At 56.7% G+C, this 25,353-nt stretch carries 21 protein-coding genes; 10 read left to right on the forward strand and 11 right to left on the reverse strand.

Going from position 1 to position 25,353, the window contains the following annotated elements; genetic code table 11:
• Positions 1-47 precede the first annotated feature (47 nt).
• Positions 48-1,217 carry an AAA family ATPase gene (locus tag QWI16_RS03845; protein ID WP_302711423.1) on the reverse strand — a complete coding sequence of 390 codons (1,170 nt, stop codon included), beginning with the start codon at positions 1,215-1,217 and terminating at the stop codon, positions 48-50.
• 56 nt (positions 1,218-1,273) lie between these two features.
• Positions 1,274-3,061: an alkaline phosphatase D family protein gene (locus QWI16_RS03850; RefSeq protein WP_302711424.1), complete on the reverse strand. Its 1,788-nt coding sequence runs from the start codon at positions 3,059-3,061 to the stop codon at positions 1,274-1,276.
• A gap of 158 nt (positions 3,062-3,219) precedes the next feature.
• Between QWI16_RS03850 and QWI16_RS03855 the strand changes: the two genes are divergently transcribed.
• Positions 3,220-4,671, forward strand: coding sequence for a glycosyl hydrolase (locus QWI16_RS03855; protein ID WP_302711425.1), 1,452 nt, complete (start codon positions 3,220-3,222; stop codon positions 4,669-4,671).
• Positions 4,672-4,709: 38 nt separating this feature from the next.
• On the opposite strand, the gene QWI16_RS03860 is transcribed toward QWI16_RS03855, so the two are convergent.
• Positions 4,710-5,444 (reverse strand): hypothetical protein, encoded by a 735-nt coding sequence (locus QWI16_RS03860; RefSeq protein WP_302711426.1) that lies wholly within the window; start codon positions 5,442-5,444, stop codon positions 4,710-4,712.
• 183 nt (positions 5,445-5,627) lie between these two features.
• Here QWI16_RS03860 and QWI16_RS03865 point away from each other — a divergent pair, with 183 nt between their 5' ends.
• Complete coding sequence (locus tag QWI16_RS03865) at positions 5,628-6,695, forward strand: CNNM domain-containing protein (protein ID WP_302711427.1); 1,068 nt, start codon at positions 5,628-5,630, stop codon at positions 6,693-6,695.
• A gap of 95 nt (positions 6,696-6,790) precedes the next feature.
• On the opposite strand, the gene QWI16_RS03870 is transcribed toward QWI16_RS03865, so the two are convergent.
• The 4 genes from QWI16_RS03870 to tkt all read right to left on the reverse strand — a co-directional run bounded on the left by QWI16_RS03870 (position 6,791) and on the right by tkt (position 12,123).
• Entirely contained in the window at positions 6,791-7,000 is a 210-nt protein-coding gene (locus QWI16_RS03870; protein ID WP_302711429.1) for a cold-shock protein, read from the reverse strand.
• 249 nt (positions 7,001-7,249) lie between these two features.
• On the reverse strand, positions 7,250-8,089 hold the full coding sequence (gene rhlP, locus QWI16_RS03875; protein WP_302711430.1) for a rhombotarget lipoprotein: 840 nt from the start codon (positions 8,087-8,089) through the stop codon (positions 7,250-7,252).
• Between the two features lie 764 nt (positions 8,090-8,853).
• Positions 8,854-10,029, reverse strand: coding sequence for a phosphoglycerate kinase (locus tag QWI16_RS03880; protein WP_302711431.1), 1,176 nt, complete (start codon positions 10,027-10,029; stop codon positions 8,854-8,856).
• A gap of 93 nt (positions 10,030-10,122) precedes the next feature.
• Positions 10,123-12,123, reverse strand: coding sequence for a transketolase (tkt, locus tag QWI16_RS03885; RefSeq protein ID WP_302711432.1), 2,001 nt, complete (start codon positions 12,121-12,123; stop codon positions 10,123-10,125).
• Between the two features lie 243 nt (positions 12,124-12,366).
• Between tkt and QWI16_RS03890 the strand changes: the two genes are divergently transcribed.
• From QWI16_RS03890 to ppk1, 6 genes are all read left to right on the forward strand, one after another.
• Positions 12,367-13,371 carry an ArsR/SmtB family transcription factor gene (locus tag QWI16_RS03890; RefSeq protein ID WP_302711433.1) on the forward strand — a complete coding sequence of 335 codons (1,005 nt, stop codon included), beginning with the start codon at positions 12,367-12,369 and terminating at the stop codon, positions 13,369-13,371.
• Positions 13,372-13,397: 26 nt separating this feature from the next.
• Entirely contained in the window at positions 13,398-14,552 is a 1,155-nt protein-coding gene (gene metK / locus QWI16_RS03895) for a methionine adenosyltransferase (RefSeq protein ID WP_302711434.1), read from the forward strand.
• A gap of 139 nt (positions 14,553-14,691) precedes the next feature.
• Positions 14,692-16,092: an adenosylhomocysteinase gene (gene ahcY / locus QWI16_RS03900; protein WP_302711435.1), complete on the forward strand. Its 1,401-nt coding sequence runs from the start codon at positions 14,692-14,694 to the stop codon at positions 16,090-16,092.
• A 16-nt stretch (positions 16,093-16,108) separates the two neighbouring features.
• Positions 16,109-16,954: a methylenetetrahydrofolate reductase [NAD(P)H] gene (gene metF, locus QWI16_RS03905; RefSeq protein WP_302711436.1), complete on the forward strand. Its 846-nt coding sequence runs from the start codon at positions 16,109-16,111 to the stop codon at positions 16,952-16,954.
• 16 nt (positions 16,955-16,970) lie between these two features.
• Positions 16,971-17,282 carry a DUF4156 domain-containing protein gene (locus QWI16_RS03910; RefSeq protein ID WP_302711437.1) on the forward strand — a complete coding sequence of 104 codons (312 nt, stop codon included), beginning with the start codon at positions 16,971-16,973 and terminating at the stop codon, positions 17,280-17,282.
• Positions 17,283-17,348: 66 nt separating this feature from the next.
• Positions 17,349-19,430: a polyphosphate kinase 1 gene (gene ppk1 / locus QWI16_RS03915; protein ID WP_302711438.1), complete on the forward strand. Its 2,082-nt coding sequence runs from the start codon at positions 17,349-17,351 to the stop codon at positions 19,428-19,430.
• A 40-nt stretch (positions 19,431-19,470) separates the two neighbouring features.
• Here ppk1 and ppx read toward each other — a convergent pair whose 3' ends face one another.
• The 4 genes from ppx to QWI16_RS03935 all read right to left on the reverse strand — a co-directional run bounded on the left by ppx (position 19,471) and on the right by QWI16_RS03935 (position 22,355).
• Positions 19,471-20,991, reverse strand: a complete 1,521-nt coding sequence (ppx, locus tag QWI16_RS03920; protein WP_302711439.1) for an exopolyphosphatase — start codon at positions 20,989-20,991, stop codon at positions 19,471-19,473.
• Positions 20,992-21,122: 131 nt separating this feature from the next.
• The gene (gene secB / locus QWI16_RS03925) at positions 21,123-21,644 is read right to left on the reverse strand and encodes a protein-export chaperone SecB (RefSeq protein WP_302711441.1); all 522 of its coding nucleotides are present in this window, start codon (positions 21,642-21,644) and stop codon (positions 21,123-21,125) included.
• Positions 21,645-21,678: 34 nt separating this feature from the next.
• The gene (grxC, locus tag QWI16_RS03930) at positions 21,679-21,933 is read right to left on the reverse strand and encodes a glutaredoxin 3 (protein WP_302711442.1); all 255 of its coding nucleotides are present in this window, start codon (positions 21,931-21,933) and stop codon (positions 21,679-21,681) included.
• An 8-nt stretch (positions 21,934-21,941) separates the two neighbouring features.
• Positions 21,942-22,355 (reverse strand): rhodanese-like domain-containing protein, encoded by a 414-nt coding sequence (locus QWI16_RS03935; protein ID WP_368045276.1) that lies wholly within the window; start codon positions 22,353-22,355, stop codon positions 21,942-21,944.
• Positions 22,356-22,576: 221 nt separating this feature from the next.
• Here QWI16_RS03935 and gpmM point away from each other — a divergent pair, with 221 nt between their 5' ends.
• Both gpmM and QWI16_RS03945 read left to right on the forward strand, forming a co-directional pair.
• Positions 22,577-24,127, forward strand: coding sequence for a 2,3-bisphosphoglycerate-independent phosphoglycerate mutase (gene gpmM / locus QWI16_RS03940; RefSeq protein ID WP_302711444.1), 1,551 nt, complete (start codon positions 22,577-22,579; stop codon positions 24,125-24,127).
• A gap of 32 nt (positions 24,128-24,159) precedes the next feature.
• Positions 24,160-25,329 carry a murein hydrolase activator EnvC family protein gene (locus tag QWI16_RS03945; RefSeq protein ID WP_302711445.1) on the forward strand — a complete coding sequence of 390 codons (1,170 nt, stop codon included), beginning with the start codon at positions 24,160-24,162 and terminating at the stop codon, positions 25,327-25,329.
• Positions 25,330-25,353: the final 24 nt, after the last annotated feature.

Genomic DNA, 25,353 nt, shown 5'->3' on the forward strand with positions numbered 1-25,353 from the left:
CGCCAGCGGTAAAACTCGGCGGCACGGCTTAGCGGTCATGCTGATGGTTATTTACCACCATCGGGCCAGTGCCAGGCGGGCTCGTCGAGCAGACCCTGATCGACAACCTGCGTCTGGCCCAAGGATTTTTCCAGAGCAATACAGTGACAATGGGCGGACTGCTCCAGCGCGGCGATCAACCGCGACGCGTGGGAGACAACCCACACCTGGGTGCGCTCGGAGGCTTTAATGATCAGTCTTGCCAGCGCGGGCAATAAATCGGGATGCAAGCTGGTTTCAGGTTCGTTGAGTACCATCATCGGTGGCGGGCGCGGCGTGAGCAGAGCGGCAACCCAGAGCAAGTAGCGCAGGGTACCGTCAGAAAGCTCTAGCGCCGAGAGCGGACGCAGCAGCCCGTGCTGATGAAAACTCACGGTGAACAAGCCCTCGGCACTTTGAGCGACCCCCAGCCGCGCGCCCGGAAACGCATCACTGATTGCCGCCTGCAGCGCCTGACTATCCCCCACCTCCATAATGGTTTGCAGCGCCGCAGCCAAGTCTTGCCCGTCGTGACCGAGCACCGGGGTGCGAGTGCCCAACTGCGCCATCCTCGCGGGCGCTTGAGCATCGGTACGAAGGTGATCGTAAAAGCGCCAGGCGCGAATCCGATCGCGCATGCTCACCACCTCGGGGGTTCGCACCGGGTCGGCCACCTCGCTGAATACGCTGTCAAAGCTGGCGGCGTGCTGACTGATGACGTCCCACCCCCGTCCATCGCGGCATTTGATGACTCCACCGTCGCGCTCCAGCAGGGCCGCAGCCGGCCGGTACACGGGTCCCGCCCAGAGGGTCTCGCGCTTGATTTCTGGGTCGAGGGAAAACGCCGAGCTCGACGGCGTGGGCAAACCGAGGGAGATAGCGTAGCCAAAATCCTCGCCGGCAAAGCCGAGCCTGAGCCGGGTGCGCGCCTGCCGGGGCCCACCCTCTACCGGCACATCGCCGCTTTGCATGCGCCGGCTGATGTTTTCCGGGCCGGCCCAGAACGTGGAGTGCAGGCCACCTTCCTTTGCCAGAGCACTGACAACACCGCCTTGGGCGGTTTTAGCGAGCAACACAAGGGCTTTATAGAGGTTGGACTTGCCGCTGCCATTGGGCCCGGTAATCACATTCAGGCCACCCAGGGCGATAGTGACTTTGCGCAGCGAACGGTAGTTGCCAATAGCCAGCGTGTTGATCATGCAAAGTGCCCAAGCGTTTTTGGGCACCTTGCCACAGCGATCAACGCAAGTAAATGTCAGGGCTCAACCAGCACTGTACTGGTCTGGGCCTGCACAGCCAGGCGCTTAGCGCGCTCAGTGAGCAGTGTGTAACTGGCCTCTTGCACCGAAGAGACAAACGCCCACTCGGCGAGTATCCGCTCGTGGGTGATATCGAGCGTGAGAAGACCGCGATCGCCTGCGTTTAAATACTTTAGCCCCGCCACTAGATTGACAATACCCGCTTCGGTTTGGGCATAGGCCGCCTCGGGCACCCCCAAATACTCTTCCAGCCCCGGCGAGCTTACCGAGGAGGTGGCAAACTCAACCCCCACGGGATGACCATCGGCGTCGGCCAATTCATTGGCCCAGGCGTTGTGGGTATCCCCAGCCAGCACCACCAATCGGGCGTTGGCCTCCCGAGCCATGGACAACACCTGCTCGCGGGCGTGACCGTAGCCGTCCCAGGCATCCAGGTTGTAAGGGATGTTGGGAGCCTGCAGCAGCGCCATCACCGCTGGTGTCAGCCGCGATTGATTGGCCTGCAGATAGGCGAGCTCCTGCGTCGTCAGGGTCGGGTCGTTTTGCTGGGCGCGCCCGGCAAGTAGCGCCAAAGCACCCAGCTCGGCGTAATCTGGGATGCTCAATTGCTGGGTAGCAATGGCAAACGGCAGATACATCCGGCCCATCAAGACCTGTTGCCCGAGGATTTGCCAGGTGGCGCTCGAAGTTCCGATGGCGGCACTCAACCAGTCTCGCTGGCGCGCGCCGAGCAGCTCGCGAGTCGGATCATTGATAGCGCCAAACAGGCCGGGAAAATCGAAAGCGCCGGTTTGGGCATCAAAATAGTCGGTCACCACCAGCGGTTTGGCCCGAGCCTCGTTGCGGGTGTCCAGCATCAGTAAATTGACGAGGCTGCCCCACTCAAACTGACGGTAAATGCTTGAAGGCATGGCCAGCGAGTCGCTGTCGCCCGTGGTCTCGGGGCGAATCGGTAGCCATTCGAAGTAGGCCCGCAAGGCCGCCAGCTTGCGCTCGGCGAAATCCCCCTCGCCGTCGTTGTGATTTTCGGCGCCGCCGTCGTATGTGTCGTTGGCAATCTCGTGGTCATCCCATACCACCAAAAACGGCGCCGACGCGTGTGCTGCCTGCAAGTCCGGGTCGCTGCGGTACTGGGCATAACGGGTGCGGTAATCGTCCAGCGTCAGAATTTCGTGTGCCGGCTGCGACACGCGCCCCAGCTGCTCGGCCATCTGCGAGGCGTAGCCGTCGCGGCCGTACTCGTAAATATAATCACCAAGGTGCAGAACCAGATCTACATCTTGGCTGGCGAGGTGGTTGTAAACGTGAAAGAAACCGGCGGGGTAGTTTGAGCAGGACAACACGGCAAGGCGCAAACGCTCGCTGGTATGATCCGGCAGGGTGCGCGTACGCCCGGTGGCCGATGCGCTATTGGCCGTTCTGAAGCGGTAATAATAATGGGTATCGGGGCTCAGGCCGCGCACGTCCACTTTGATCGTAAAATCGCGGGACAAATGCGCATCCCCCGAGCCCTCGGCGATAATCTGGCGAAACGCCGCATTCTCGGAGACCTCCCAGCTCACCCGCACGGATTCGGCACTGGTGTCGGCGGGCGTCACCCGCGTCCATAAAATCACACTGTCGGCGAGCGGATCTCCCGAGGCCACACCGTGAGCAAAGCGACCCATTCCAAGTTCGTTGTCGTCACTATCACTGCCACAGCCGGTCAGCGCCGAAGTGACATAGATGCCGCCAAGTCCAAACAAGCCAGCTCGGATAAAACCCCTTCTGGATACATCAGGCATTGAACATCCCCCACATGGTCAAAGCGACAAAGTATTGAGAACGGTGGTGACAGGGTGATGACACCCCCGGATTTACCGGCACACACAGCCGGCACTTGGAAGCACTAATGTAATCGGTTACAATTCTCGCAATAATAACAGGCTGAGAACCCCACACCATGACGCCGCACCGCCTTCTGCTCAGCTTTATCTTCTGCGTTTTCGCGACCGCCTGTGGCAGCAGCGGCGGTAAGTCATCCGGCACAGCCTTCACGACAGACGAGGCTTCCAGCCTATCCGGCAAAGATGCGTCATCCAGCCAAGCCTCCAGCACACCCGCTCCGAGCCCAGCGACAAGCGGCTTGATACCCAATGCCGCGAGTAATGGTTTACCGTACTGCCGATACGCTCAACCCGAGAGCGGCTGGGGCTGGGAAAACGGCCACAACTGCGTGGTATATCAGTCGCCGGCTGACCCCGGCGCGGGCGACTTTGATCACTGTAAGGTCGGCGCCGAGCAAATCCGTTATTGCGCCAGTGGCAGCAGTGGCCTGCGGTTTTTATCCGGTGAGTACTGTATCGCGCGCGATTTCTGCCCCGGCAACAGCCAGAAAACTCAGGCGCCTTTGTCCGACCGCCTTGTCACACCCGATGCCAGCGCCGAAGCCAAGGCGGTGTTCGACTACCTGCTCAGCCAGTGGGGCCAGGCGATGCTTGCCGGGCAAATGGACTTGACCTGGGCCGATGACGTTGACATGCAGCAGCGCGTTATTGATGCCACAGGCAAAGCACCGGCTCTCATGGGGTACGACTTTATGAACTACGGAGTCTACGCCAACGGCTCGGGCTTGACGCAGACGGAAGAGGCCATTGATTTTTGGAAGAGCGGTGGGCTGGTGACCTTCGCCTGGCACTGGCGCGACCCGTCCGGCGAGACCCACAATTTCTACTCCGCCCAGCAAGAAGCCAGCAAAAACACCGCTTTCCTTATTCCCGTTAAAAACGGCACACTGGATACAGACAGCACTGCCTTTGCCGCTATTGAAAACGACGTAGACTTAATTGCGATCGAGCTGCAAAAGCTGGAAAACGCCGGTGTACCCGTACTTTGGCGTCCACTTCACGAGGCCGCCGGCGGCTGGTTCTGGTGGGGCCGCTCACGCACCGATGGCGTGCCTGCGGCCTACGCGCAAACACTACTGTGGCGCTACCTTTTCGAGCGACTGACTCACTACCACGGCCTGAATAATCTCATATGGGTATGGAACGGACAAAACGCTATCTGGTATCCAGGTGACGATCTTGTGGATATTGTCAGTACCGACATCTACGACGGTGCGCGCAACTACGAGTCACAGCTCGCCCTGTACCAGCTCACCAACACCTTCGCACATCAGGAAAAAATGATCGCGCTGAGTGAAAACAGCAATATCCCCGATCCGGATACCATGCAAAATGACGGTGCCCATTGGCTGTGGTTTATGGTCTGGAACGATGGCACCTTAGACACGACGGGCGATCACCCCAACAACTTTTGGACGGGCGAGCACTACAACACTCAGGCGCATAAACGCCATGTGTATGAACATAATCGGGTGATCACGCTGGACGAACTACCCAGGTTCCAGTAAGGGTTCCCGAGTTTATTTAACTGGAAAAAGACAGAGTTTTAAAAGGGTCTCACCAAAAGGCTCTCCAGAGGATGGGCCGACCCGTCCCAGACGGGCACACCCAACAGTGACGACAGTGTCCTGGCATCAGACTGAATAACTTCCAGGTTTCCATGGTCCACCAAGAGTACGCGCTTTCTCTTTTTCAGAACCAAAATCAACTCGTAGCTAATAAAGGTACGAGCACTGCTGTCGTCCTGACTGGAGCAGCGCTCCGCCAAAATCTGCAGCGCCAGTACATCGTCAAAGCTGATCCGGTAATAATTCTTGCCGGGGAACAGTCGTTCAAAAAACGCGGGCATGGGCATATGCTTACGTGAGATCTGCCCCCGGGTAAGCTCTACCGTGGGTGCTGAATATATGTGTCGGAGGGAGAAAAGGCCAACTACAATAAGCACCAAAGCCACAGCGCCCCAAAACGCCACTGCCCCCCAAAGCGAGGTCAGATCCTCCGCCACGGCCAATCGGTAAAGCTGACGAACGAGCAATGCACTGCCCAAAAACAAAGGCGTATGCGCGAGAATTTTCAAAAACCATCCGGGCTCAAACCGATAATGACCAGGCCCGGATTTTTTTAGCGCATAGGTCATACCTGATGAGCCGCCCTCAGCCAGAGGCAGCCACCGCACATCCCGCGCCGCTTCATCATTAACGGTTGCGTAGATTTTATTGTAGTATTCATTCAGGGCTTCCCGGCGCTGCTGGCGGGCCCTGTTGATAAATTTTTTAAACATTGGGTCAATCCTTTTTATTGTCAGCAGCGGCTCAGGTAAATTCCGCACCCGTCCAGTTTAGTCACACCCGACACTATAGCCCGAAGCAAGCGCTTCCACCATGGCTACCAGCCTGATAGGCTATCAAAGCCGATTCACTCCATTTAGCTACGGACCTGTTGCGACCGCGCCGGAGAGACCGTTATGACCTTGCTATTGATCTACATTGCGCTGGCGCTGGGAGTTTCCTTTTTGTGTTCCGTCGCCGAGGCCGTACTACTCAGTGTTACTTCAGCCTACTCTTCGCTGCTCGAGCAGGGGGGTAAACGTTCTGGCAAGCTGCTGGGCCAACTGACAAAAGATGTAGAGCGACCACTGGCCGCCATCCTCACCCTGAACACCATCGCCCACACCATCGGCGCCGCAGGCGCGGGCGCTCAGGCGACGGTCGTTTTTGGCAGCGCCTATCTCGGCGCTTTCTCCGCAGTGCTCACTTTGCTGATTTTAGTGCTGTCGGAAATCATTCCGAAAACCCTGGGCGCTTACTACTGGCGAAGCCTGGCACCCATGACCGCCTACGGACTGCATTATCTTATCAAGCTGCTCTATCCCTTTATTCGCTTGTCGGAAATGCTTACGCGCCTGATCACGCGCGGCGAGCGGACGGGCGCAGGACTCGACCGGCAGGAGCTGGCGATAGCGGCGGATATCAGTAGCGCTGAAGGTCATCTGGATGAGAGTGAAAGCCTGGTGGTAAAGAACCTGCTGGCCCTGCGCCACACCATGATTCGCGAAGCGATGACACCACGCACTGTCCTGTTCAGCGAAAACCAAACGGACACCGTGAGCGATGTGCTGGGCCGCCATAAGACCATCCCCTTTTCGAGGATACCCATTTACGATCAAAACCCGGATGATATTACCGGCGTGGTGCTGTTAAGCGATTTGCTGCTGGCCCAGGCCCGCGGCGACACCGAGCAACCCGTCAGCGAATTTCGACGCGAGTTGCCAGCGCTGCTCGGCGCCATGCCTCTTACCCAAGCACTTGAAGAGTTTCTGCGCAAGAAAACCCATATGATTCTGGTCGTAACGGAATTTGGCGATGTTCAAGGCATTATTACCCTGGAGGATGTACTCGAAACACTGCTGGGGCGAGAGATCGTCGATGAAAACGACAAAACCCGGGACATGCAGGAGCTGGCCCGCCGGCACTGGCGGCGCCAGGCAAGCCGCAACGGCAGCGAAACGACCTCCGATGCTGATCCCGATTAAACCGGCCATCGCTCGACGGCCACCCCTACAAGAAACCCAGGCATAAAAAAGGCAAACCTAAAGTTTGCCTTTTAGAGCTAAGGGTGCAGCGCCGCTTAGATAGCGACAATGTTCTCAGCTTGGGGGCCTTTTTGGCCTTGAGTCACGGTGAACTCAACACGCTGACCTTCGGCCAGAGTTTTGAATCCCGAACTGGCAATGGCGCTGAAGTGAGCGAACACGTCAGGACCTGACTGCTGCTCGATAAAGCCGAAACCTTTTGCTTCGTTGAACCACTTAACGGTTCCCTGGGTAGTTTTAGACATAACAATATCCTGAAAATTAACAATAAACGCCTTCATTAAGGCTTGATAGCAAAAAAATGAGACGAATTTGCAAAACTGCAGGACGAGGTGTTACGAATAAACGTCGAAATGTAGGATGTAAATGAGTGGTCAATTTCTAGCTAGGCCTCACTATATAGAGTTTCTGAAGGCTTGTCTATCACTATTTTTCCGCATAGCGCAGAACCCGCCTCCGCCCAGTTTTGCAGTAAAAGCTGCCAGGACGGCACTTCAGGGTAAATTAGCGCTCCGACGGCACAAAGCCAATAATAACGCCAGCGCCAGTAGCGTCATCAAAGATACCGAGCCGCCACCGCCGTGGCCTTTGCGATAAGATACCTCAACACTCTTATCTTGCTTAATACGCTCTTCAAACGCCTGCAGTTCCTGGGTAAGGTTTTGGCTCATATCCACCATGGCCATCTCAAACCCCTCTTCTTTGATTTCGCGACTGACCTTATCCAACTCAACCAAGGTCGAGTTTTTGGCCAGCTCACTTACGCCAGGCGCACGCAACAACAGCTTACGAGTTTTCATATCGATTACGGCCGTATCTACAAAGGTGTTGACGCTATTTTGACTGCCCTTAACCACATACGAACCGACGATAGTCCAATACAACAGTGCGCTTTTGCGCCCCGATGAAATCGCTACCTGATCAAAAGACACCAGCGCAATGACATCTAAGCTGTAAAGACGGGATAATTGCTCCAGCCCATCAAACCCTTTACGTGAGCGCATGTAAGCTTCGGGGATAACGGTAATCTCATTCACGTAGGGTAAATGTGAGAACTCCGACTTCACCTGCTCAAGCAATTGTGTTTTCTTATTTTCAGGCAGGGTATCTCGATTCGAATACTTAGCAGGAACAAACGCTAACCCCACCCGTAAGGGCAGCTTTAGGTGTGGCGTTTGATCCTGCTCAATAGTCGGCACCTCATTACCCGGGTACAAAAAATCCACCAAGCTACTGGAGGTGCCGGAGCGATATTCATTTTTAACAAAACCACTGCAAGCGGTAACGAGAGCGGTAAATGTAAGGACTAAAAAAGACAGCGTTGCTTTTGACATGCTCATCCCTGATTGGTGTTTTTAATTAGTTTAGGTTTCAGAATCCTAATAAAATTGTAGTGTAGTGGTCAACCAACTCCGGACAACTTTTAGGTTCTTTATCCTTCGCTACCGGTGATAATCCACCACCGCCGAGGCAATCCCGTCCACCAGGTAAAACCCGGAAAACCAGTTTAAGTTCGCATCTTTCGAAGGGTTTTTGCCTTGCCCGGTAAGACTTGAGGGCCATGCGCGAAATTAAGTAATAGTTCGCTGCGCATCTAGAAATAGAACAAGCGACGCGTGTTATTGGTTCGATTTTATGTGGCGACAAGTCACACTTTCCAGCTGGATTCAGTGTCACAGCACGGAATGAGGAAATTCAAAAAAAACACCTAACCGGCAGACTGGCACACCTGAGCCCCCTGCGAATAAGCCGAACGGAGGTCGCTTTTTTGTGGGTAAACACGCATGGATGCTTGCGCAAGTATCGCCGCTCCAGGGAGGGTGCGTCGATACGGCCCTCAAAATCGACCGTAGGGAGGGAACCCCAAGGGCCATTCGCCGGGGTGGGCTGTTGATGTGAAGGGGTTCACGAATGCAGCGGGTGCAGGGATGCGCAGGAGCTGCCTTTTCGTTAGGTTTCTGTCTCCCAAACAAGAGAAAAGTAACTCGTCCGCGCGGCGAAACGCGCCTATAAAAAGTGAAATAACCATTTCACCTTAACCCAAAAGCAAAAAAGCGAGCCAAAGCTCGCCTTTTCAAACCGCGCAAAATAACAACAATTAGTCTTTCGCGCGCTCTTCCAAAATGGCAACCGCCGGAAGTTTTTTGCCTTCCACAAACTCGAGGAATGCACCGCCACCGGTGGACACGTAGCTGATTTTGTCGGCCAGGTTCCACTTGTCGATCGCGGCCAGAGTATCACCACCGCCCGCAACGGAGAATGCATCGCTCTCGGCGATGGCCCGCGAGATCACTTCAGTGCCTTTGGCAAAGGCGTCGAACTCAAACACACCGCAGGGACCATTCCAGAGAACTGTTTTGGCGTTTTTGATAATCTCGGCAACGCGTGCGGCCGTCTCCGGGCCGTAATCGATGATTTCTTCATCGGCCTGAATTTCACTCGCCGCTTTGACTTCGGTTTTACTGTCGTGGCTCCAGTCGCTAAAGCCGTCTTTGGTGGTGCGCACATCGGTGGCGAATACCACTTCGGTGGCCTCACGCAGGCGTTTGGCTTCGGGAATCAGGTCTTTTTCATAGAGCGAGTTGCCCACTTCATTGCCCGCCGAGGCAACAAAGGTGTTCGAGATGCCGCCGCCGACCACCAGCGTGTCGGCAATTTTCGACAGGGCATCGAGCACGCTCAGCTTGGACGATACTTTCGAGCCGCCCACAATCGCCACCAGTGGGCGAGCGGGGTTGTCCAGCGCTTTGCCCAGAGCGTCCAGCTCGCTGGCGAGCAGGGGTCCGGCGCAGGCTATGGGCGCGTACTTGGCGACTCCGTGCGTGGAGGCCTGTGCGCGGTGGGCCGTACCAAAGGCGTCCATGACAAACACATCGCACAGGGCGGCCATTTTTTTCGCGAGCGCGTCATCATCGGCTTTTTCACCCTGGTTAAAGCGCACGTTTTCCAATAACACGACATCGGCATCGCCCATGTCCACGCCGTCGACCCAGTCTTTAATCAGCGGTACATCGCGCCCGAGCTGCTTGCTTAGCTCAGCCGCGACGGGAGCGAGGGAGGCGGACTCATCGTAAGTGCCTTCTTCCGGGCGACCCAGATGTGACATGAGCATAACTTTCGCGCCTGCGTCCAGCGCCTGCTTGATGGTGGGCAAAGAGGCGTTAATACGCACTGTGCTGGTGATTCTGCCGTCTTCCAAAGGTACGTTAAGGTCCTGACGAATCAATACGCGTTTGCCCGAGAGGTCCTGATCACTCATCAGTTTTACGTTCATGTGTCGCTCCGTTGTATGCGCGATGCGCGGCTGTTCAGAAAATAGGGGTAGGAAGAAGAAAGCGCCGCCGGATGGCGGCGCTTGGTCGAGCGCTTAGTCCAGCAGCTCTTGGGCTGTGGCGACGATATTGTCTGCCGTAAAGCCAAAGTAGTTCATCAGGTCCGGGCCTTTGGCGGACTCGCCGAAGCTGTTCATACCGACGATACGGCCATCGATACCCACATACTTGTACCAGAAGTCCACGTGTGCCGCCTCTACCGCCACGCGGTTGGTGACATTCAGTGGCAAGACAGACTCGCGATAGGCCGCATCCTGCTGGTCGAAGACGCTGGTGCTCGGCATGGAAACCACACGCACTTTTTTCCCGGCAGCGCTGAGCTTTTCGCCGGCCTCGACGGTGACAGGCACTTCTGACCCAGTGGCAATCAAGATCAACTCGGGCTCACCGTCGCAGTCTTTGAGCACGTAACCACCCTTGGCGATATTAGCCACCTGCTCATCGGGGCGCTCTACCGGGTCGATACCCTGACGGCTGAACACCAGAGCGGCCGGGCCGTCTTTGCGCTCAATCGCCGCTTTCCAAGCCACGGCGGTTTCCGCCGCATCGCAGGGGCGCCATGTGTCCAGATTCGGTGTCAGGCGCAATGTGCCCAGCACCTCAATCGGCTGATGCGTAGGGCCGTCTTCACCCTGACCAATCGAGTCGTGGGTATAAACGAAAACGTTGCGCAGCTTCATCAGCGCCGACATGCGCACGGCATTGGCCGCGTACTGTTGGAACATCAGGAAGGTGCCGCCGTAGTTGATAAAGCCGCCGTGGGCGCTCAAGCCATTCATGATGGCGCTCATACCAAACTCGCGTACACCGTAGTAGATGTAGTTGCCGTCGGCGTTTTGCGCGGTAACAGGCTTGGAGCCCTGCCACATGGTCAGGTTGGAACCGGCCAAGTCGGCAGAACCACCCACCATTTCCGGCAGCAGCTTATTGTAGGCTGCGATGGTGCTTTGCGAGGCTTTGCGCGAGGCGACTTTCTCGGGGTTTTTGTGGCACTGCAGAATAAACTCTTCGGCCTTGGCGGCAAACTCAGCCGGCAAGTCGCCCTTGATCACACGGCGCTCGTACTCGGCCGCTTCTTGTGGGTAGGCGGCCTTGTAGGCTGCAAACTTGTCGTTCCAGCTTTTCTCGTTGGCGGCGCCTTGCTCTTTGGCATCCCAGCCCGCGTAGACGTCGGCGGGGATTTCGAAGGGTGCATGCTCCCACTTGAGAAACTCACGGGTGGCCGCCACTTCGTCATCACCCAGAGGGGCGCCGTGACAATCGTGGGTGCCCGACTTATTGGGCGAGCCAAAACCGATGGTGGTTTTGCAGCAAATCAGTGTCGGCTTTTGATCTTCGCCCTTGGCCGCTTCAATGGCCAGTTTGATGGCCTCAGGGTCGTGACCGTCCACATGGGGAATGACATGCCAGCCGTAGGCTTCAAAGCGCTTGGCGGTATCGTCGGTGAACCAGCCCTCAACATGACCGTCGATGGAAATGCCGTTGTCGTCCCAGAAGGCGACCAGCTTGCCCAGCCCCAGGGTGCCAGCGAGTGAGCAGCTCTCGTGTGAGATACCTTCCATCAGGCAGCCATCGCCCAAAAAGCAGTAGGTATAGTGGTCCACGATCTCATGGCCATCGCGGTTAAACTGGGCGGCCAGCATTTTCTCGCCCAGAGCCATACCCACGGCGGTGCTGATGCCCTGACCCAGTGGGCCGGTGGTAATTTCTACACCCGGCGTGTAGCCCAGCTCTGGGTGGCCCGGTGTTTTGGAGTGCAACTGACGGAAGTTTTTCAGCTCTTCCATGGGCAGATCGTAGCCACTCAGATGCAACAGGGAGTAAACCAACATGGAGCCGTGGCCATTGGACAGAACAAAGCGGTCGCGGTCACTCCAGTGAGGGTTCTGCGGGTTGTGCTTTAAAAAGTCATTCCACAGGACTTCGGCGATGTCCGCCATGCCCATAGGCGCACCTGGGTGGCCACTTTGGGCCTTCTGAACGGCATCCATGGCAAGTACACGGATGGCATTGGCAAGTTCTAAACGAGACGGCATAGGGGTCAAGGCTCCTTAAATAGTAGCTGTGATTAGGTTCAAAATGACCTCTAGCGGGCCTAAATCAATGGTTACGCAACCTTGTCTTGTGCGCGATACCGGGCTCTCTCCCCCCGAAGTACCGCAAAATTGGGGGCGCTATTGTCCCGCACCTCGCCCTTTCAGTAAAGGTACCCGGAGCAGAGCCGCGACCTATATCAAAATATTTTGATATAGGTCGCGGCTTGCGCTACTATAGCCTCCATGAATCAGCAGGTCACCACACTTTCTCAAAGCCCCCCCGAGCCGGGGCAAGCCGGCGAGCAGCTCGCCGGCTTGCTCAAAGCGGCCGCGGACCCCTTGCGCCTGCAAGTGCTCAAAGTTCTCGCCCAAAACTCCTACGGCGTTTCCGAGTTGGTGAGAATCTTTGACGTGCGCCAATCGGGCATGAGTCACCACTTGAAGTTGTTGACCAATGCCGGACTCACCACCACCCGGCGCGAGGGCAACTCCATCTTTTATCGCCGGGCGATTGTGGTGCCCGACGAGCCCTTGGCAGAGCTGCAGCGCGCGCTCTTTGCCAGTGTTGACCAGCTGGCGGCGGATACCGCTGTGAGCGCTCAGTGCGAGGCCATCACCCGCGAGCGAACGGAAACCTCCCAGCAGTTTTTCGCCGAGAACGCGCACAAGTTTCGCGCCCAGCAAGACTTGATTGCCAGCTACCCGGTGTACGGCGAGCAGGTCTCTCAGCTGCTGAACAATACTCCGCTCAAAAGCACCCACTTGGCCCTTGAGATCGGGCCGGGGCAAGGGGAGTTTCTACCCGTTATGGCCCGGCGCTTTGCCCATGTGGTAGCGCTCGACAGCGCCGCGCAGATGCTCGCCCACTCGCGCGCCGCGGCGGAAAAAGCCGGCCTGACGAACATTGAGTTTATCCACGGCGACACCTCCATTCTGAGCGAGCACAATGTGCTGGCCGACTGCGCCGTAATGAACATGGTGCTACACCATACGCCCTCGCCGGCGGATATCTTTAAAGACCTGAGCGCCGCACTCACTCCCGGTGGCGCCCTGGTGGTGACCGAGTTGTGCCGCCACGAACAGGACTGGGCACGGGACAACTGTGGCGATCTCTGGCAGGGCTTTGAGCCTTCCGATTTAACCCAGTGGGCGGCGGCGGCCGGCCTGGAAGACGGCCAGAGTATCTACATGGCGCTGCGCAACGGTTTCCAGATACAGCTACGACAATTTTTTAAACCTTCATACTGATTTCTTAACAGCAGGAGCCACTCTCTATGGCGGAATACGGACTCTTTACTTCCGAGTCGGTCTCGGAAGGCCACCCGGACAAACTCGCCGATCAAATCTCTGATGCGGTGCTCGATGCCATTCTGACCGACGATGCTGACGCCCGGGTCGCGGTGGAAACACTGGTGAAGACCGGCATGGCCGTCGTCGCCGGCGAGGTACGCACGTCCACCTATGTGGACCTGGAAGATCTGATTCGCCAAGTCATTCTGGACATCGGCTACAACAGCTCCGATGTAGGCTTCGACGGCGCCTCCTGCGCCGTACTCAACGCCATTGGCAAACAGTCCGCCGATATTGCGGTTGGCGTGGACGAAGCCGAAGACAAAGACCAGGGCGCCGGCGACCAGGGGCTGATGTTTGGCTACGCCTCCAATGAAACCGACGTGCTTATGCCCGCGCCCATTTACTTTTCTCATCGCTTGGTGGAAAAGCAGGCCGAGCTGCGCAAAAGCGGCAAGCTCGACTGGCTGCGCCCGGATGCCAAAAGCCAGGTGACCCTGCGTTACGAAAACGGCAAGCCGGTGGCCGTCGATGCGGTTGTACTGTCCACTCAGCACAACCCCGGAATCGCCCTTGCAGAGCTGCAAGAGGCCGTGCGCGAAGAAATTATCAAGCCGGTGCTGCCTGCCGAGTGGCTGCACGACAAAACGCTCTACCACATTAACCCGACAGGCCAGTTTATTATCGGCGGCCCGGTGGGCGACTGCGGCCTGACCGGCCGTAAAATCATCGTCGACACCTACGGCGGCATGGCTCGCCACGGCGGCGGCGCCTTCTCGGGCAAAGACCCGTCAAAAGTCGACCGCTCGGCGGCCTACGCTGGCCGCTATGTGGCGAAAAACATCGTCGCTGCCGGCCTGGCTGAGCGCTGCGAAATCCAGGTCTCCTACGCCATTGGTGTGGCCGAACCCACTTCGATTTCCGTCAACACCTTCGGCACTGGCAAGCTACCCGACACAGAAATTGTCAAACTGGTGCGCGAGCATTTTGACCTGCGCCCCAAAGGCCTGATTGCCATGCTCGACCTAAAACGCCCCATTTACCGAGCCACCGCTGCCTACGGTCACTTTGGCCGCGAGCTGCCAGAGTTCACCTGGGAAAAAACCGATAAAGCAGAATTGTTAAAAAAGTATTTGTGAGAAAACCAACGGCTGAGCACAGAAGGCAAGGACGCTAAACGCTCAGCAGTTGCCCACACCCATAAGACCAGAATGCCAAACATGCACGGGAGAACGATTGCGCTATCTGTTCCCCATAGACCGCCAACCGGAGAATGCAATGAACATCGCTACCAAGTTTACCGACTACAAAGTCGCGGCCAAGTCCGCCGAAGAATTCCAGCAGCTGGCTCAATGGGGTCGCCGCGAAATTGACATCGCCGAAGGCGAAATGCCGGCCCTGATGGCCCTGCGCACCAAGTACGCCGCCGAGCAACCTCTGGCCGGGGCGAAAATCATGGGCTGCATTCACATGACCATCCAGACCGCCGTGCTGATTGAAACCCTGATCGCACTGGGCGCCGAGGTACGCTGGTCGTCGTGCAATATTTTCTCCACTCAGGATCACGCCGCCGCCGCAATCGCCGCCGCCGGCATTCCGGTTTTTGCCTGGAAGGGCGAAACCGAAGAAGAGTTCTGGTGGTGCATTGAGCAAACCATCTTGAAAGATGGCGATGTCTGGGATGCCAATATTATTCTTGACGATGGCGGTGACCTGACGCAGATGGTCCATGAAAAATACCCCCAGCTGCTGGACAATATTCACGGCATCAGCGAAGAGACCACCACCGGGGTGCATCGCCTGCAGGACATGATGAAAAAAGGCACCTTGAAAGTGCCCGCCATCAATGTCAACGACGCGGTTACCAAAAGCAAAAACGACAACAAGTACGGCTGCCGCCACAGCCTTAACGATGCCATCAAGCGCGGCACCGACCACCTGCTGTCGGGTAAAAAAGCACTGGTGATCGGTTATGGCGATGTCGGCAAGGGTTCAGCGGCTTCGCTGCGCCAGGAAGGCATGATCGTCAAGATCACAGAGATCGACCCCATTTGTGCCATGCAGGCGTGCATGGACGGCTATGAAGTGGTATCGCCCTACAACAACGGCGTCAACACCGGCAAGCCCGAAGACATCAACACCGCCGTGCTGGGCACCACCGATCTGCTGGTCACCACCACCGGCAATATCAACGTATGCGACTCTGCCATGTTGCAGGCGCTGAAAAACGGCGCCGTCGTGTGCAATATCGGCCATTTTGACAACGAAATCGACACCGCCTTTATGCGCAAAAACTGGGAGTGGGAGGAGGTAAAACCTCAGGTTCACAAGGTCTACCGCGACCGCAAAACCGGCGACCACCTGCTGCTGTTGTCCGAAGGCCGCCTGGTTAACCTCGGCAACGCCACAGGTCACCCGTCGCGCATCATGGACGGCTCGTTTGCCAACCAAGTGCTGGCCCAAATGTACCTGTTTGAGCGCAAGTTTGCCGAGCTGCCCGCAGCCGATAAGCCCGACAGCATCTACGTTAAAGTGCTGCCCAAGCAACTGGACGAAGAAGTGGCCCGCCATATGGTGGAAGGTTTTGGCGGTGTGATCACCAAGCTGCGCAGCGAACAGGCCGACTACATTGGCGTTGCCGTCAATGGGCCCTTTAAGCCAGAAAGCTATAAGTATTGATCGGGAATCCAGCAAGATGAGTGAAGATTCTTTACGTTTGAGCTTTGAGTTTTTTCCGCCGAAAACCGAGGAGGGAAAGACCAAGCTCGCCGCCGTGCGCGACAAGCTGGCTGAGTTCGAGCCCGACTTTTTTTCGGTCACCTATGGCGCGGGCGGCTCCACCCGGGACAATACCAAAAATCTGGTAAAACAGTTTAATGGGCTGGACACGCCGGTGGCGCCACACCTGTCTTTCGGCGGAGATGAAGAGGACTCTATTAGGGCCCTTATCGGCGAGTATCAGGCCGCCGGCATTGAGCGAATCGTTGCGCTGCGCGGGGATATGCCTTCAGGGGTAGGCGGCTCTTACCAACTGGTCTACGCGAATGAGCTGGTCGCGTTTATTCGCAAGCACTATGGCGATGCTTTTGAGCTGGAAGTGGCGGCTTACCCGGAGATTCATCCCCAGGCAAAAAGTTACGAAGACGATGTGCGCTATTTAAAAGGAAAGTTCGACGCCGGGGCGGATAATGGCATCACCCAGTATTTTTACAACCCGGATGCCTACTTTTACTTTATGGACCGCTGCGCCAAGATTGGTATCGACAAGCCCATTTATCCGGGCATTATGCCGATTATTAACTATCGTAACCTGATGCGCTTTTCCGATAACTGTGGTGCTGACATACCCCGCTGGCTGCGCCGGCGGCTGGAGAGCTTCGAGCACGACCCGGAGGCGCTGCGCGACTTTGGTGAAGAGGTGGTGACTGAGCTGTGCGAAACCCTGCTCGAAGGTGGCGCGCCCGGGCTGCATTTCTACACTATGAATCAGGCCGAGCCAGTCTCGTCCATAGTTCGTAATCTGGGACTGGATCAACTTTAGTTCGGGAGACAACACCATGAAACACATTCTGACTGCTCTTTTTACCCTGACCGCGCTGGGTGCCTGCACCTGGGTGGACCTCGAGCCAGACGCCCAGAGCGTCGCCGTGGCCCGCACTCAGGACATCGCCGAGTGCGAGTCCATCAGTCATGTCACAGCCAGCGTGATGGACGGCGTTGGTTTTATCGACCGCAGTGAAAAGAAGGTTAAAGAAGAGCTGGCCACCATTGCTCGCAATGAAGCGGCCAGACTGGGCGGCGACACAGTGGTGCCGGCTTCCAGCATCACCGATGGCAAGCAGCACTTTAGCGTTTACCGCTGTCGATAGGCCGCAGTACGAATGCGCAGCTGTAACGTTTCCGTCATATACTGGGTATAGGTTGAGGACTTTTGTTTGAACGTTCATCACCGAGGTAGCCAAGTGTCCGAGCAGTTTTTCAATAGGGAACTCAGCCTGCTGGAGTTTAACCGGCGGGTTCTGTACCAGTCCTATAACCGGTCACTACCGCTCTTTGAAAGGTTGCGCTTTCTCTGCATCTTCTCAACCAACCAGGACGAGTTTTTTGAGGTTCGGGTGGGCGGCCTGGTGCAGATGCTGGAAGTCGGTATCAGCGCCATCCCCCCCGACGGCCTGACCCACGGCGACAATCTGGCAGCCATCAGCCAGATCTCCCACCAACTGGTGAACGAGCAATACAGCATTTTCAACAAAGAGCTGTTGCCGCTGCTGAACGAACATCAGATTCATATCCTGCGCCGCGATGAATGGAATACGGATCAGGTGCAGTATCTCCATCAGTACTTTGAAACGGAGGTTCTGCCGCTGCTGAGCCCTATTGGGCTGGACCCCGCCCACCCCTTTCCGCGGATCATGAACAAATCGCTTAACTTTATCGTCAAGCTCGACGGCAAGGATGCATTTGGCCGCAACTCCGGCCGGGCCATTGTTCAGGTGCCCCGTTCGCTGCCCAATATGATTGAGCTGCCGGAAGGACTGGCGCAAAGTGGCCGGGAATTTGTGTTTATGTCGTCCATCATTCATCACTTTATGGGCGAGATTTTCGTCGGTATGTCTGTGCTCGACTGCTTTCAGTTTAGGCTGACACGCAACTCGGATATTTTTCTGGATGAAGAAGAGACCGATGACCTGCTGCGCGCCATGCAGGGTGAGCTGGTGTACCGCCAGTACGGCGACGAAGTCAGACTTGAGCTGACCGGCACCTGTCCGCCGGACATTGAAGACTTTCTTCTTGAGCGCTGTGAAATCCATCGGCGGGACATTTACAAGGTAGATGGTCCTGTCAACCTCAACCGACTGTCCGATCTGTTCGATCTGGTGGATGACCCGTCACTGGTTTTCCAGCCTTTTGTGCAATCCATGCCCAAACTGCCCAAGCGCACCGACAACTACTTTGACGCGCTAAAGAAAAACGATATTCTGCTGCACCATCCCTTTGACTCCTTCCAGGCGGTGGTGGACTTTCTGCGCGAAGCTGCCGTCGACCCACACGTGCTGGCCATCAAACAGACTCTCTATCGCACAGGCTCCAACTCTCCGGTTGTGGATGCGTTAGTGGCGGCGGCCAAGGCCGGCAAGGAAGTCACCGCTATTGTAGAGTTGCGCGCGCGCTTTGATGAAGAGCAGAACGTTGCCCTCGCCGAGCGCTTGCAGCGCTACGGCATTCATGTGATCTACGGCGTCGTTGGCTACAAAACGCACTCTAAAATGCTGCTGGTGGCTCGTCGCGAGGAGAAAAAACTCGCTTACTATGTGCACTTGGGCACAGGCAACTACCACCCCAAGACTACCAAGCTCTACACCGATTATGGTCTGATGACCTCTGACCAGGCCATATGCGCCGATGTCTATCGCATTTTTATTCAGCTTTCCAGCATGGGCAAAGCGTCTAAGATGAGCGAACTGATGTACGCCCCCTTCACCCTCCACAAGGGCATGTTGAAGCACATTCAGCAGGAGACCGACAACGCTCGCAAAGGCATACCGGCCCGCATTATTGCCAAGATGAATTCGCTTTACGAAGAGCAGCTGGTGCTCGCTCTCTACGAGGCCTCCAACGCCGGCGTTCAGGTCGATTTAATCGTGCGCGGTGTGTGTCAGTTACGCCCCGGCATTACCGGGCAATCGGAGAACATTCAGGTGCGCTCGATCGTCGGTCGTTTTCTCGAGCACACCCGGGTGTTTTATTTTGAAAATGCCGGCAGTCCGCAAGTGTTCTGCTCCAGTGCCGACTGGATGATCCGCAACATGTTCCACCGGGTCGAGACCTGTTTCCCCATCAAAGCTAAGAAGATCCGCGAACAGATCATCAGCGACTTAAAACTCTACCTCGCTGACAACACCCATGCGTGGATTCTGCAAAGCGACGGCAGCTACGTGCACGTGCAGCCACAAGAGGGGCAAAAGCCTATCGACGCCCAAGCAGAGCTGTTGTCCCAGTGGGTGGCGAACGCTTAGCGTTAACATACACCAAGCAATGCCTAGTGTGAGCAAAGGTTTAATCGTTGCTCGAGTGCCCTTGATTAATCACTAATTCATACCCGGCGCTTTGCTGAAAGCGGGCTTCCGATTCCAGGTCGGCAAAGGTCAGCGGGTTGGCATCAAGCCACTGCTGAGGGATGGACAGGCTCAGTTTTTTCTTCTTCGCGCTCAAGCTGAGCCCCTCGGGCATGGAGTGGCGGCGGGTACGATTAAAAATATGTGCCAGGCGCAGTAAAATGGCGATCGGAATCAGGTTAGTGCCAGCCTCGGTAAAGTGCTTGGTGCGCAAGCTTTTTCGGTGGCAGCGCGCCAGCGCCGCCAGTTGCGCTTGTTCGGCGCGCGAGCAGCCGGCAATATCGACATTCTGCACAATATAAGCGCTGTGCTTGTGGTAATCGCTGTGGGATATGTCCAGGCCCACGGGGTAGAGAAAAGCACCCCAGCGCAGCAACTTAGCGGCATCATGCACGTCCAGCGACCAGCTTTCTGCCACCTGCTCCAATAGCATCTGCGCAGTTTGCGCCACACGCTCGGCTTTGGCGGTATTCACATGAAAGCGCTCGGCCAGGGCGCGCACGCTGCTCTCGCGAATATCGTGGTTTTCCAAACGCCCTTTGAGATCAAACAGCAGGCCTTCGCGCAAGGCCCAATCGGCAGCCACCATGGACTCGATATTCAGGTTTTCAAACAGCGCTGCCAGTACAATCACGCCACCCAGAAATACTGGCTGGCGATCGTCTGAAACGCCATTGAGGCTCAGATCCGTGGCGCCGTGCTTGGCGTAGAGGTCAATAATTTTCTCCATAGACTTGAGAGTGATCTCGCCATTGCTCCAACCGGCCTCAAGGCAGACATTGGCCACCGCCTTGATGGTGCCCGAGGCGCCCAGCACTTCCTCCCAGGGGCGATCGCTGTATTCATCCGCAACGGGTGAAATTTCTTGCCCAGCGGCAATACGGGCTTTTTTAATGGCTTTTTCGGTGACCTTGCCATCGGCGAAAAACCGTTTGGTCATGGCCACGCAGCCCATGCTCAAACTCTCCTTGACCCTCGGTTCCATACCCTGCCCGAGGATTACCTCGGTGCTACCACCGCCAATATCGGCCACCAGGCGCGAGCGTCCGTCCGGCGCAATGCAATGGGCCACGCCCAAATAGATCAACCGGGCCTCTTCTTCACCCGAAATAATCTCCACCGGGTGGCCGAGCTTGGCCCGGGCCAGTTTTAGAAATTCACGGGAGTTATTGATCGAGCGAAGCGTTTTGGTACCAACCGCCCGTACGCTGCCCGAGGGGAAATTTCTCAGTCTCTCGCCAAAGCGCTCGAGGCAAGCCAGGGCCCGGTCGCGCACTTCCGGATTAAGGCTGCCGTCCTCCTCCAATCCCCAGCCCATGCGCACCGGCTCGCGCAGTCTGTCGAGCAGGGTCAGCTGGTGATTTTCCCAACGCGCGATGATGAGATGAAAACTGTTGGAGCCGAGATCAATAGCCGCTATGTGCCCACCCTCGTTGGGCAGAATACGCGAAAGGTTGAACATGGTGTGGCAGCCCGCCTGTTATCAAAGACTTATAGCCTGAATACTATACGCTTGAGACGACGAAAATAAAGGCCGAAAACAAAAAGGCCTGCTCGACGGCAGGCCCTGGTAACACAAGTGTCAAAAACGGATCAGTTTTCGCTCGCAGTAGCAGCTGCCTCACCGTTTTGCTGCTGTTGCTTTTGCGCCGAGTTCACAGCCTGGGCGAAAACCGCGTCAAAATTGATCGGTGGCAACATCAGTGCGGCAAAAGTGCCTCGCGACAAAACGCTGTCGATCACTTCCCGCGCATACGGGAAAAGAATATTGGGGCAGTTGGCATTAATTAACTGTGCCATCTGCTGGTTACTCATACCGGTAATGGAAAACACACCGGCCTGCTTAACCTCGATCAAAAAAACCACCCGATCATTGAGCTTCGCGGTGACGGTCAGCAGCAAAACCACCTCATGGTGATTGTCGTCTATCCGGCTTACCTGTACGTTGAGTTCTTGCTCAACACCGGGAGGCTGCTGTTGGTTGAAAGCCTCCAGACCCATGGGCGTCTCAAACGACAGATCTTTCAGGTAGATGCGCTTGATCGAAAATGAGGGATTGGCTTTTTCTTCGCCATTGGTCTGAGCCTGTGGCTCTTGGGTGTTTTCTTCTGACATAACAGTATCTCTAATATGTATGGTTATGATTTCATCAACCAGCGAGCAAGGCGTCCAGCTCGCCGCGTTTGTCCAGGGTCCAGAGGTCGGTAAAACCGCCTACGTGACGCTCGCCGATCCAGATTTGCGGCACTGTATGGCGTCCGCTGTCAGCCATCATTTTCTGCCGCAGATGTGGCTGGCGGTCCACCCGAATTTCGTCAACCTCCACCCCTTTAGCCGCCAGCAGGCGCTTGGCGCTCACGCAGTAGGGGCAGATGGCCGTGGTGTACATCAGGACTTTAGCCACAGGCTTGCCTATTTTTTCACCAGCGGCAGGCTCTGATTGCGCCACTCAGAGATACCTCCGGACAGACGGCGCACATCAAACCCCTTGTTGCCCAGCTGTCGACCGGCACTGCCGGCGTGCTGGCCCATTTTGTCGACCACAATCAGGACTTTGTCCCGGTATTTCTCCAGGCTATCCATCTGCTCGGCCAACTTGCCATGGGGAATATTGATCGCATCCACCATATGGCCTGACTTGAATTCAGACGCATCGCGCACATCAAGCCAAATGGCCGCGTCGGTGTTGATCAAGGCCGTAGCCTCCGATGTGGTGACTGGTCGCCCGTTTTTCAACCGCTCGCGCCAAGCGTATACGTAAATCAGCACCACCAGAATGCCTACCAGCATCCACTCCTGACTGAGAAACCTAAAAAAATCGTCCACCCGGCTACCTTTTCTACTCTACTATGGCTTTTTTGACAGGGCGCCGCACCGCGCCACAGAGGGCGGAAGTATACACCACAGGCTCTTTTATCGACAGGCGCCGCGGGCTATGTCAGGCATAGGGAAATCTCACTGCCGCCAACGTAGAGAAGTCGGGCATTAACCGGTAGAATAAGTCCTTTACACGTTCCTGTTCCCCCAGACATACAAGCGACTTTTCTATGACTGCCAAGAAAAAACCCATGGTTTTGCTGGTGCTCGACGGCTTCGGCTACTCCGAGCAGACCGAACACAATGCCATCTACAGTGCCAATACCCCCCATTGGGATGAATATTGGAGCCAGTGCCCCAAAAGCCTGATTGGCACCTCGGGCATGGCGGTGGGCTTGCCCGAGGGGCAGATGGGCAACAGCGAAGTGGGGCACATGACCCTCGGTGCCGGCCGGGTGGTCTATCAAAGTTTTACCCGTATCAATAAAGCCATTGAAGACGGCGAGTTCGCCAGCAACCCGGCCTACGCTGCCGCCCTCGACAAGGCCAAAGACAGCGGCAAAGCGGTTCACATCATCGGCCTGCTGTCCCCGGGCGGGGTGCACAGCCACGAGAACCATATCTTTGCCATGATCAGAGCGGCGGCCGAACGCGGCGCCGAAGAGATATACCTGCACGCCTTTCTCGACGGCCGCGATACTGCCCCGCGTAGCGCACAGGCCTCTCTGCAAAAAGCTCAGGATCTGTTTGCCGAGATTGGAGTAGGCCGGGTAGCCAGCATCTGCGGGCGCTACTTTGCCATGGACCGCGACAACCGCTGGGATCGTGTTGAGCAGAGCTACAATGTCATGGTCACAGGCGATGCTGAATACGATGCCGAAACGGCCGTTGACGGGCTGAAAGCGGCCTACGAGCGCGACGAAAACGACGAATTCGTCAAAGCCACAGTGATTGTCGGTGAGGGCGAAGAAGCCGCCACCATCAACGATGGCGATTCCGTCATCTTTATGAATTTCCGCCCGGACCGCGCCCGCCAAATCACCCGCGCGCTGGTCGAGACCGACTTTGACGGCTTCGAGCGCAAGCTAATGCCTCAGCTGGCAGATTTCGTCATGACCACTGAGTACGCGGCGGACATCAAGACCAGCTGCGCCTTCCCGCCCCAGGCCTTGACCAACTCCTTTGGTGAATACCTGGCAAAACTCGGCAAAACTCAGCTGCGTATTGCCGAGACGGAAAAGTACGCTCATGTGACTTTCTTTTTTAACGGTGGCCAGGAGGCCGTATTCGACGGCGAAGACCGCATTCTCGTGCCCTCTCCCGACGTCGCCACCTATGACCTCAAGCCGGAAATGAGCGCCCCCGAGGTCACTGACAAACTGGTCGAGGCCATTGAGTCAGGTAAATACGACGCCATTATTTGTAACTACGCCAACGGCGACATGGTGGGCCACTCGGGCGTCTTCGATGCCGCAGTCGCCGCCGTCGAGGCAGTTGACACTTGCATCGGCCGCGTTGTCGAGGCCAGCCGCAAAGTCGGTGGCGAAGTCTTGATCACCGCTGACCACGGCAACTGTGAAGAGATGTTTGACCCGGAGTCGGGCCAGGTAAGCACCCAGCACTCCACCCTGCCGGTGCCGCTGGTATACGTCAGTGAACGCCAGGGCAGCATTGCCGAAGGCGGCTCACTGGCCGATGTAGCGCCCACTATGCTGCACCTGATGGGACTGGAACAGCCGGAGGAAATGTCCGGTCGCAACCTTATTAGCCTGACATCCTGACACAAGGGGCGCCGCAGCGCTCCCGCCTCCTCATGTTCAAGCGCGTTCACAGTAAAAGTATCGGCCAATACCTACTCGGCGCCATCTCCATGGCGCTGCTGCTCACGACGCTGTCAGCCAATGGCGCGGACGACGCGGCCGAATACCAAAAGAAACTTGAGGCGCTCAGGGAAAACATCGAAAAGCTGAAAAGCGAGCTGGATAGCGTTAAGTCTCAGCGCGGCCAACTGCAGCAGGAATTGGAGGCCTCCGAGAGTGAAATCGGCGAGCTGGAAGACAAGGTCGACACGCTCAATGAAAAAATCGAACAGCAGGACGAAGAACTGCAGAGTCTTCAGCAACAGCAACGCCAGCTCGATCGCGAGCGCAACGCTCAGCGCCAGCAGATCGCAGCGCAAATTCAAAGCGCTTATCGCGCAGGCCCTCAAAGCCCACTGAAGATGCTTCTGGGGCAGGATTCGCCCGAGCGCATCACGCGCCTGAACAAGTACCATGACTACCTTCTCGCAGCGCGCAACGAAAAGCTGAAACACTATCGCACAACGCTCAGTCAACTCGATGCTCTGGAGCCGCAATTGGTCAGCGCGCGCCAGACGCTCAACCAACGCCGGCAGGACTTATCCCTGCGCCAGCGCGAACTGATCAAACAACAGGAAAAGCGCAGCAGCACGCTGGAAAAGCTGGCCGCTGTTATTGCCAGTAAAGATGCTCAGCTCGCCGCCGAGCGCGAAGACAGCCAGCGCCTGGGAGCGCTGCTGGCAGAGATGAGTGCCACCCTGGGCAGCACCAACCCTCCGGGAACCCGCTTCAGCCGCCTGCAGGGAAAGTTACCCTGGCCCACCGAGGGCCAGGTGCGTCACCGCTATGGCAGTAGCCGGGTAGGCAATCAGCTCAGCTGGGAGGGCGTGATGATTCAGGCACAGGCGGGGACTCCGGTGATCGCCGTGCACGCAGGCCAGGTTATCTTTGCCGAATACCTTAGAGGGCAGGGGCTGTTGATCATTGTCGATCACGGCGAGGGTTATATGAGCCTCTACGCTCATAATCAAACCCTGCTTAAACGGCCAGGGGACAGGGTAGACGCCGGTGACATCATCGCCCGGGTGGGCAACAGCGGCGGCCAGAGCTACTCTGGCCTGTACTTTGAAATCCGCCACGAAGGCCGGCCGACAAACCCTGGACCATGGTTAGCGCGCGCCTAGTGTGCCGGACAGGACACTGGCACC

It is taken from the genome of Gilvimarinus algae (assembly GCF_030518215.1).
Lineage (GTDB): Bacteria > Pseudomonadota > Gammaproteobacteria > Pseudomonadales > Cellvibrionaceae > Gilvimarinus > Gilvimarinus algae.